The sequence below is a fragment of the Paraglaciecola sp. genome, assembly GCF_030730205.1.
Lineage (GTDB): Bacteria > Pseudomonadota > Gammaproteobacteria > Enterobacterales > Alteromonadaceae > Paraglaciecola.
Genome location: NZ_JANQVQ010000335.1, coordinates 1 through 6,822, shown reverse-complemented (window position 1 = coordinate 6,822; position 6,822 = coordinate 1). Strand labels below are relative to the sequence as shown.

The window sequence follows — 6,822 nt, the reverse complement described above, 5'->3', positions numbered from 1 at the left end:
GCAAATTTGAGTCCAAGAACTGGACTCACGTTCTAATAACAAGAAACAGTAAACCAATCACAGAGTTACACAAAATTCATGAGATCTGAACGTTTTTGTAAAGCAAAGCTTACTCTGGAGTTTCTGACACCAAATCGATAATATTGCACATGGCTTAATGCCATAAACTAAAAGTGGACTGATCAATTGATATTGGTTACTCAGCATACAATTGAATTGACTTTAGGTGGATTGCAACCCAATGACAGGCGTTTTTCAGGGAGTTGGTGGAGTACTTGCTCATCTGTTGTTGTGGTCTTTTATCCATAATATCAGTTGCATCTGGGTGCAGTAGATACAAATTGGCCTGCCCCTCGGGAAACATGTTTTTATTCTTTTTAGTTTTATCACTAACGGACATATTGCCAACTCTCGCTTTGATACTTTGCCATATTTCAATACCCGAAAAATCAGCTGAAGGTTGAATGCTTATGTACCAGCGCTCTTTGGTTAACAATGCTTGAAAAAAGTGGATAAACTGACCAGTACGTTTAACAGAGTTTAATGAAACGTAACTGTGATCATTAACAGTTGACGAAAGAAGATGATGGATAATCTGTCTTGTAAATTTCGGTTTTTTCTCATAGTGTGTCATCAACAACTCACAAATTTTGAGGCGATCAGCGTCTTCCTCTTTTGACGACATTGTCGCAGGTCTAATGCTATTTGAAAGAGAACTGATAAGCCTCGATCTTCCTCTTTTTGTTTGATAAGCAGGATGATTTTTGATTAATGTAGCGGCCTCAATAACTGCTTTTACATATTTTTCAGGTAAAGTCAGTGTTAAACATATGTCATCCAACGATTTAAGATTGTCGTATTGCTTTAATATTCGTTCGCAATGCTCGAGTGAAGGCTTAAGAGAAATATCTAAAGTCGCACTCTCGGATAAAACAGGCTTCCCAGATTGTACAGCTAAGAGTGAATACTTTTTGATTTGCTGATCAAAAAATTCACTTACGTCATGGTTACTAACACGTTCATTTGGACCATGTGGTCTTTTCAAGTTATTAGACAGCCTGGTGACTGAAATCCCAGATAAATTGGCCCAAAACATTAGTGACTGAGAGAAAATACCTTTCTCTAAATGTTGACTCAAAATCAGATCAGTAAAATGAGAATAAGTTGTAATAGTCGTTCGTGGGCTAAGGTGGCCTGCGACGCTTGAAATCTGGTAGTAAAGGTCATTTTCGTGTGATGCAAAGAAGCGACGAATTTTTTGCACTTGTTCAGTAGAATAAAGCGTGTAACGAACTGCAGACTCTTCAGTGCCAAACAGTATTAATTGTAAATTTGAGATACCACTATGGCGAAACTGATATGCAACTAATCTGTGCCCAGCGTAACTTGAAAGTAACTCGGTTATTTGAGGTAAAAAAGTTTTACTATCGAATATGACATTATGATTTGTTTGCTTTGAAAATAACAAGGCTTTTTCTCTGTGCTCTGTCTCAACTTTTCGCATAGACAGAAAATAATTAACAATGATTCGTTCATCTGGCTTTATCAAAATACCGAGTGGTATTTGTCGGGTCGCACTAAACGTTTTAACTCTGCCAAAGACATTTTTTCGAAGATAAATCCAAAGTTCTTCTGTCGATTCAATATCACGCATTTGTAACTTGAACAATTCAGAGGGGCGAAAGAGACCTCTTCGCAAAAATATCAGTATCACATCAACGGTAAGTCGGAATCTTTCATTTTTACTTTGATATTTCGATTGCAGATCCGCTCGAAGACGATCATAAAAGTGCTCAGGTATATATTCACAGCGCACGTGCCATGCATTCACATTATCTGTCACTGACTCTGGTACTGCAATTGTGTAACGACTTGCGATAAACTTAAATAGTAAGAAGAGAGTATCGCGAGCAGTTGAGTCTTGGTCAATGCGTTGCTCAATCATATGTTCGAACAAAATATCCATGTCATCACTTCCCACTTCTAAGATATTTGCGCCTCTCCAGGTCTCTATCCAGACTTCCCCTATGGCATTCAGATAACGATTGCCAGTGCCCAAGCCGTGCTTCCAGTTATTATTGGTTAAATTCTCAAGGAACCATTCAAAAACCAATTCTGTCTGAACATTAAAGTCGTATTTAATACGTAGTTGTTTTAGCTTGTTCAATGTGATGTAACGCGATTGCTCTTCGTCGATTTCATCTCGCAATATTTTCTTAATGTCATCAAGCACAGCATGATCGTTGAGATATTCTGTTTCGTTATTTTGGATCTGACGGATATCTAGTATCTCTGTTTTACCCTCGCTACTGACCACATTATTTTTTATAACTTTGTTGTGTAGAGCCAGCAGTGATTCTGTAGGCATTGAAGCACTGTAAAGGTTTCCTGTAGCGTAGTGCTGCAAGAAATATGGTATTGACATGCACCTTAATCTCAATCCAGCAATAAAGAGTGCCGGAAAGAACTTTTTTGTTTTAGCGAGTGGAATATCTGTTGTCTTGTTAAATCGAGACAAGACGCTTTTAAAAATGGAAGACATTGATAACTTTTTCACATCCACACATAAAGATTTCTTTTTCAAGAATGCTGTAATCGCAGCTTTGCCGAGAGATGTGGGGTACCAGCGCCTTACCGTTACAGCAGTTTCATCTAAATATGAGTTTGTGGGATGCCCCGCTTTTTTGTAGATAAGGTCAATAAACACCTGTTCATTTACAATCGTAATTGGTTTGAGTTCAGTTTGTAATGTCTCAACGAGACTCTCCATTACTTCATCAAACGCCAAACCATCTAAAGCTGCAAAAACAACCACATTTTCGAGTAAAAACTCATAAGTCGGTTGGGGTGATTGGGTTATTATATCGAAGTGATGAGCTAAGAACTGCGAAAGCTTATTTGCAAGAATCTGTGTTTTAACATTGAGAGTATTGATAGTTCTTGCAACAACTCGTTTTTCATAAATTGGTTTGTATGTCTTTTCGAGTTCTTCAATAACTATCCTTTTCGCTGGCGAGTGCGACTTGAAATACTGGTTTACAACATTTTTAGCCAGTTCATTATTATTCTTTAAAAGCTTTTTCTCATTATCACTGAGTACAATGCTATCAAGCTCAGAGAGCCTACAGTTCAACCCCAAGTTTTCAATTACAATTCGCGTTATTTGGTTAGATTGCATCGACATGATGCAATCTTCAACCGCTAGTAAGTTCAGTTTTACTTGTCCTGAATCAACTTGATATATCGTTGATTTATTTGCTTGTTTGTCTTCCATGACAATTCCTCTTCTAAATTATTAGCGGTAAATTTAAATCTTGTATTATATGTTTATCGATTTTGTCGCTCAGAATTCGGTTATGATTGAAATCAAAAGAGCTGTATTCGTTATACAATTGGTCACCTGACGGGGCATGCCCCATGTAGGCTTCAATTAAGTTCCTAGACACACCATCATTCATGAGCATTGTTGCGATGTAATGTCTTGCCCAATTTTGCGGGAAAGGAAAAATTGACTCGATCAACGTATATACGTTATTTGGGTGGTATGGCTTGATACCCCTGCTATCCCAAAGTTGAAAAAGGCCACGGTCACTCATCAGAGCCCCCGCAATTGCATTCGAAATTTCTGGGTAGGTGAATCGCAGATCACTAATTAGATTTTTAAGGTATTTAATGTAAGCATTGAGGATAGTGCAGGCAGTCTGACTTAGCGGAATAACCCGGTAGCTCTGCTCACCTTTATCAATAATTACAACGTTACCGTTGATTAAATCAAAACTTTCCAGCTTGCCAAATTCGCTGAGTATAGGTCGGTGCAGTGTGCCTAACTCAAGAAATGTAACAACGTAGAATGTATAAAAGTTAAACGACTTTAAAAGTTCTGCATGTGTCGAAGGATTGCGAGTAATTTGTCTCACACAATATTTAAAAAAATCTGAAACAGAATAGCCTTTTAATACTCGATGACTGCCAAAAAAAGATTTTTTGTCAATCTTCTGGACTTGAAAACCAGACAAACCAGCTTCTTTTATAAGAGAACTAATGTATTGCGCGTGTTTTTGCATAATATGGCTAGCGTCAAAGAGGCCGTAGCTGCAATGCGGATTATCTAACAGATCGTAGTCTGCAATAAATGCAACGTCTGCTCTTGAAAGTCCGAATTTCGGCGCTAAGTGACTAAAGTGATTTTGAATTCTCGTCAGATTGATATGCTGAAAAAGTCCTGCAAAATTTTGCTGTATGAACTCTTTTACTTCAGTCTCAAGATCTTCAATCACTAAGTCTTCATCCTGCGATTTTTGAAAGGCTTTCAGCAGTTCCAATGGCAACAAAACTTCACCTTTGCTATCAGGCACCATAAAATAACTAAGATATTTGCTAGGTAGTTTCAATACTGGGTGCTGCCAATTTGAAAGCAGATAGAACGCTCGATTCATTTGACCACCAGGTTCTTCATTTGGCACTTCAATGTTTGCCTCAAGCAATTGCAATAGGCTTCGCCCAGTAAAAAGGCTGGCTAGAATATAACTTGGGGCTAAGCCAAGATTAATATTTTGAGCACATTTAATAACGACTGGCTTAACAACGCTATTTGTCAAACACGTCACATCTCCCAATAATCTCTTTTTACGTTTGATTATGTGTGCAGTCGAATATAAAGACTGATTCTGTTTTCTTTTATCTTTTGAAGGGCTAAACATTTCCTACCCTCCAGCCTTGAACTTGCTTGCTCTTTGCCAGTCTTTTGATTTGTGTGCGCACAGGCTGTCTAGTTTCAGAACACAGTGTCATTACAGCAGATTCAATACTGGCACTACTGGACGATTTTGTTAGTTTTTGCAGAGTTGAATTTGGACAAAGCTCAACCATTTTCGCAACATAAGCAAGAGCAAAATTCCGGTGCTGACATCTAGACAATGTATGCATGACGTATTGCCATGCTATTGTTTCTAGACTCCTTGGCCTGTCTTCAAACACTCGCGTACAAATTAACTTTGATCGCGGTAACAATGATTGAAATGGCCTTTGGAGTGAAACCCAACCAGCAAAAACCCGAATTAGGCCCTCACTCATATAAGCGAAGGGTATTTCAAAATCCCATGGCTGATTTGCGTGTACACGAGAGTTAAGTAAACTCGAGTCCATTTGATAGTTAAAACTAGAGCTAAGAGCAAATGCCTCTTTTGCTTCGTCTGCTATTTGTATTCTTCGCAGATCGACTTGCTTAAGTTGTGAATTGAGTTGCATAAAACATCCTTTATATTCAAATTCACAACTTATGTTGACACGATCTTTTAGGTTTTCCGCTTTACGAGCGGGGATATTTTAAAATGATAATCTTTAGCCACTTAAACTGTTGCAAATACAACAGTTTGTTTGATCGCATGTGAAGTATGTTTTAACGCTAAGAATCTTTATGATAGATGTAGGAGAGCACCCAAAGTGCAATTTAAGAAGGTTTTTTATTTCGATGGTTTTGGTTGTAGAAGAAATTTACAAATTTGTGATTACGGATAGTGTTTCAATATCTTGAAAATAAAGTTATACCCCGCGTAACTTTAAAAGTAGTTTTTGAAGCATGGAGCATTCGTCGTCACTCAAAACAGAGAAAACGTCTGCGCACGCCTTGTTATATATAGCCGAAACCTCGTAGGCTAATTTACTTCCCTCTTCAGTTAAATGAATATTCTTACATCTTCGTGAAAGCTTATCATCAACTCGCATGAGTAATTTTCTTTGTTCAAGAATGTCTAAATTTCTAGTGATTTTATGTTTAGGTAAACCCGTTACTTGTACTAACAACTTTTGACTAAATTCTTGGTTATTAAACCGTTTGCTCCCAGATAATGCATCCAATATTTGGAATTGTATTTCAGTCAGATCCTCTTGTTTATAGGCCGAGGCTAGGTTTTTCTCGACTAGACCAAGTACGCCCTTAAAATGTGACGGCATCATTCTATGCCGAAGATCAAAAGTCATATTCACAACACTCCTTAATTAAAGGTATTTCATTTTGATAAAAGATAGTTGCATATGCAACCTTTAAGAGGGCTTCTATCTTGTTATATCGATATTTATGCATATTTGAAGCTTTTTCCGCTTTTTTTTGAGATCGACTAAGTTAAGCGTCGTTAATCAAAAAAGGAAATAAAGATGTTTGACAAAATGGAAGTAAAAATCAGCTCGAAGAAGGTTAATGAGATTGGGATTCATCCCCTAGCTGAACCAGCATTTGTATGTTTTTTAAATATAGCTGAGCTTCGCGAATCATTTAAGTTTGGTGTGCAGTTAGAGGCTGAAAATCCGTTTAGCCTGCCTATGCCCTTCGTTGTAAAACACAATAAGCAATATATGTCGATCTCACACTTCAAAATCATGGCTAAAGCATATATTAGTGCGCCCAATTCAGCTCGTTTGAATGTGCTTAAGGTTCGCAATCTATCGGAAACGCAAATTAAGATACTGTCGTGGATTTATCTGATCGACATTTACGAGAGTACTCCGATAGACGAGATGATTGATGCGATTTTCAAACACAGTTTACGTCATTACCCAGATGACTTTATTATGTTTTTGTTGGGTCACAGGCCTAAGTCGAGGTTGATTAACCGGTTGTTAAATTCGAGATTCAGTCCAGAGTCATGGGTTGATTTTCCTTATCCCCTACCATTAAGGTTTTAAGAAACTATTCAAAGGGCTGTAATTTATCGATTTTTAAAGTGATAAATTGCATGCCCTTTGACCTACGTTTCCGGATCATCTGCTAACTAAGTAAAAAGTGTCTACGATTTTAGGGGAAGATCATTCGACCAACTCTTCATC

The 6,822-nt window shown here is 37.7% G+C and carries 5 protein-coding genes; 1 reads left to right on the top strand and 4 read right to left on the bottom strand.

Features of this window, described 5'->3' with window-relative positions:
* Nucleotides 1-196: 196 nt before the first annotated feature.
* From NWQ57_RS22155 to NWQ57_RS22140, 4 genes are all read right to left on the bottom strand, one after another.
* Nucleotides 197-3,274: a hypothetical protein gene (locus NWQ57_RS22155; RefSeq protein ID WP_306024363.1), complete on the bottom strand. Its 3,078-nt coding sequence runs from the start codon at nucleotides 3,272-3,274 to the stop codon at nucleotides 197-199.
* Nucleotides 3,275-3,287: 13 nt separating this feature from the next.
* On the bottom strand, nucleotides 3,288-4,700 hold the full coding sequence (locus NWQ57_RS22150) for a hypothetical protein (protein WP_306024362.1): 1,413 nt from the start codon (nucleotides 4,698-4,700) through the stop codon (nucleotides 3,288-3,290).
* The gene (locus tag NWQ57_RS22145) at nucleotides 4,693-5,247 is read right to left on the bottom strand and encodes a hypothetical protein (protein ID WP_306024361.1); all 555 of its coding nucleotides are present in this window, start codon (nucleotides 5,245-5,247) and stop codon (nucleotides 4,693-4,695) included. Before NWQ57_RS22145 ends, NWQ57_RS22150 begins: the two co-directional genes overlap by 8 nt.
* A 294-nt stretch (nucleotides 5,248-5,541) precedes the next feature.
* Nucleotides 5,542-5,979, bottom strand: coding sequence for a MarR family winged helix-turn-helix transcriptional regulator (locus tag NWQ57_RS22140; protein ID WP_306024360.1), 438 nt, complete (start codon nucleotides 5,977-5,979; stop codon nucleotides 5,542-5,544).
* 174 nt (nucleotides 5,980-6,153) lie between these two features.
* Here NWQ57_RS22140 and NWQ57_RS22135 point away from each other — a divergent pair, with 174 nt between their 5' ends.
* Entirely contained in the window at nucleotides 6,154-6,681 is a 528-nt protein-coding gene (locus NWQ57_RS22135) for a hypothetical protein (protein WP_306024359.1), read from the top strand.
* Nucleotides 6,682-6,822 lie beyond the last annotated feature (141 nt).